This is a genomic window from Brachybacterium sp. AOP3-A1-3 (assembly GCF_052378285.1).
GTDB lineage: Bacteria > Actinomycetota > Actinomycetes > Actinomycetales > Dermabacteraceae > Brachybacterium.
This window is the reverse complement of the sequence record NZ_JBQSXM010000046.1, coordinates 1-2,418: the sequence shown is the minus strand read 5'-3', so window position 1 is coordinate 2,418 and position 2,418 is coordinate 1. Positions and strand designations below refer to the sequence as shown.

Genomic DNA, 2,418 nt, shown 5'->3' with positions numbered 1-2,418 from the left:
CTAGAGGCTTCGGCGCAGGTGCACAGTAGAGCGTGCTCGAGGGCCTGCAACGGCAATGCCTCGGTGGGCAGGCGGGCCGCGACGGCCCAGCCGACGATCCGCCGCGTGCGGACGTCCGTGAAGAGCGCGGCGTCGCAGAGCCCTTTCGGGATGCGAACGCAGGTGAACTTTGCGGCCCAGATGCCGCGGGCAGAGGCTGGGCGCTGCTTCGCGGCTCGGCAGCCGCGGGAGGTGAGAAACCCACATTCTGTCGTGCCGACCACGCGGCAGACAGCCTCGAAACCGAATTGTTCACGGTGCATATCGATGAACCGGATCATTTCGTCGTGGGGCGATCGGGCTGCGCGGATAAAATGCCGATGCCTTCTTCAAGATCTCGTTCGCACGGCGCATGTCGGTCACTTCGCTCCTCAGCCGGCGATTCTCCTCCTCGAGCGATTCCTGCGGACGGGACGATCTCTCGGCGGGGCCGTAGCGGTTGCACCAGCTCCGCAAGGGCTCCTCACCGACGCCGAGCTCGGGCGCGACGGCGCGGGTCGACTGCGCTCCTGGGCCACTTTCAAGGGCGTGGCGGTCGTAGACCATGCGGACCGCACGATCACGCAGCTCCGAGCAGAACTTCGTGGGCATACTCCAGTTCTCCTTCGTGAGACTCGGGAAGGAGACCCAGCGCGCTACAGCGTCCTGGCCGGCATCGTGAGCGGCTCTGGCTCTCGCATCTCCCCTCTGCGCCACTACACTCGCCGGATGACTGAACACCTTGGATGCTCCGGTGGCACCGCACACGCGATGCGACCGCAGGTCCGACCAAAGCAACAGCAGCCGATTGCGGATCTCCGATCATTGATCACGGATCGAGGCGAGGTCGTCGACTGCCAATGTGGGCGCGAGCACACGGTTGACCAACTTGGAACTGAATTCGAGTTCCCGGAGAACATGCGAGAAATCCTGCGTGAAGGAGCCGGTCGCCCTCGCCTGGATGTATTCGGCCCCTCCTTCCTTCTGCGAATAAACCGGATCGCAAAAGCAGGGCAAGAAGATCTACGAATAGAATCACTACACATTGTCTTTCATGACGACTGGCTGGTGGTCTTTGAAGATGTCGACGGAATCGGGACCGCCTGGCATCCGGCGGAAGACAACTCAGGGCGATACTTTGCCGCAGATGAGGCGGAACTGACGCTAACGCTCATCGTCGAGGCCGCGATCGATTCCTATGACTCTGCCGCACTTTCCCTGGAGGACGGCACTGCGGACTGCGAGTCGAGTATTTTCGGGGAATTCGAGAAGGACATCGAGAGCGTTTATCGGCTCGGCTCCGATGCCAGCAAGGTCCGCTCCTCTCTTGCTTCCCTGTGCCGGTTCATCGATCGAATCCCCGCGCCAGGGGCGTCGAAGAACTCAGACTGGTCAGCCGATGCTGCGGCCTTCGCCGAGGACGCAGATGACCTTCTGTCCAGAGTGTCCGGCATCCACGCACGGCTGACACAGCTCGTTACGGTTTACTTGGCCCTAGTGGCCCAGAAACAGAACGAGGACATGAAGCGCGTTTCAGGGTGGGCCGCCATCCTATTCACTCCGAGCCTTGTCGGAGCGATATACGGGATGAATTTTGCGTCAATTCCGGAACTTACCTGGGATTTTGGCTACCCGCTATCGATTCTGGCAATGGTCATCATCTCCGCGGGCCTGTACGCCGTCTTCCGCCGTCAGCGTTGGCTCTAGCCTCGATGTTTCATCGGGCTGGTGGGCGGGGGCGTTCGGCGTCGTTGCCGGTGTTCAGCTGCTGAACGGCTCGGCTACCCAACCCAGAAGCCCTTGGCGCTGCTGGAACGGATCATCAAGCTCACTACCAATCCGGGTGCGGTGGTCCTGGACCCGTTCTGCGGGTGCGGGACGACGGTAGACGCGGCGCAGAAGCTCGGTCGGTCGTGGGTAGGCATCGACATCACGTACATCTCGATTGACCTCATCATCAAGCGGTTGCAGGCCACTTTCGGCCAGTCCGTCATGGACCAGGTAGTGGTGGATGGAATCCCGTACGACATGCAGTCGGCGCAGCGCCTGTTCGAGAAGTCGCCGTTCGACTTCGAGCGCTGGGCGGTCTCGATGCTCCACGCCCAGCCGAACGAGAGGCAGGTCGGAGACAAGGGCATCGACGGCGTTCGCCGGTTCATCATCGACAGCACCACCGTTGGCAAGGTCCTTGTCTCAGTGAAGGGCGGCAAGACGGTGCCCCCGACCCACGTGCGCGATCTCGTTGGGACCGTCCACAATGCCCGCGACGCGCAGCTCGGCGTGCTGATCACCCTCAACGACACGCTCACACGAGGCGCCCAAGAGGTCATCGACACGTCCGGCTTCTGGACCCATCCTGCGAACGGTCAGGACTTCCCGACCTTGCAGCACATCGCCGTG

Annotated in this window: 3 protein-coding genes and 1 pseudogene; 2 read left to right on the top strand and 2 right to left on the bottom strand. The window is 62.1% G+C overall.

The features are described from left to right. Positions 1-320, bottom strand: a pseudogene (locus tag ACT3T5_RS19485) (hypothetical protein); the annotation flags it as partial. After that, complete coding sequence (locus ACT3T5_RS19480; protein ID WP_160119514.1) at positions 292-630, bottom strand: transposase; 339 nt, start codon at positions 628-630, stop codon at positions 292-294. The pseudogene ACT3T5_RS19485 and the gene ACT3T5_RS19480, both read right to left, overlap by 29 nt. Before the next feature lie 117 nt (positions 631-747). On the opposite strand from ACT3T5_RS19480, the gene ACT3T5_RS19475 reads away from it, so the two are divergent. Next, complete coding sequence (locus tag ACT3T5_RS19475; RefSeq protein WP_158522596.1) at positions 748-1,725, top strand: magnesium transporter CorA family protein; 978 nt, start codon at positions 748-750, stop codon at positions 1,723-1,725. A 21-nt stretch (positions 1,726-1,746) separates the two neighbouring features. Continuing rightward, positions 1,747-2,418: DNA methyltransferase (locus ACT3T5_RS19470; protein ID WP_444595318.1), on the top strand; the 672-nt coding region annotated here is incomplete at its 3' end.

Bases quoted from the DNA above. Each gene is read 5' to 3' on its own strand.
- ACT3T5_RS19480 (WP_160119514.1), bottom strand. From the start codon at position 630: ATGCCCACGAAGTTCTGCTCGGAGCTGCGTGATCGTGCGGTCCGCATG.
- ACT3T5_RS19475 (WP_158522596.1), top strand. From the start codon at position 748: ATGACTGAACACCTTGGATGCTCCGGTGGCACCGCACACGCGATGCGA.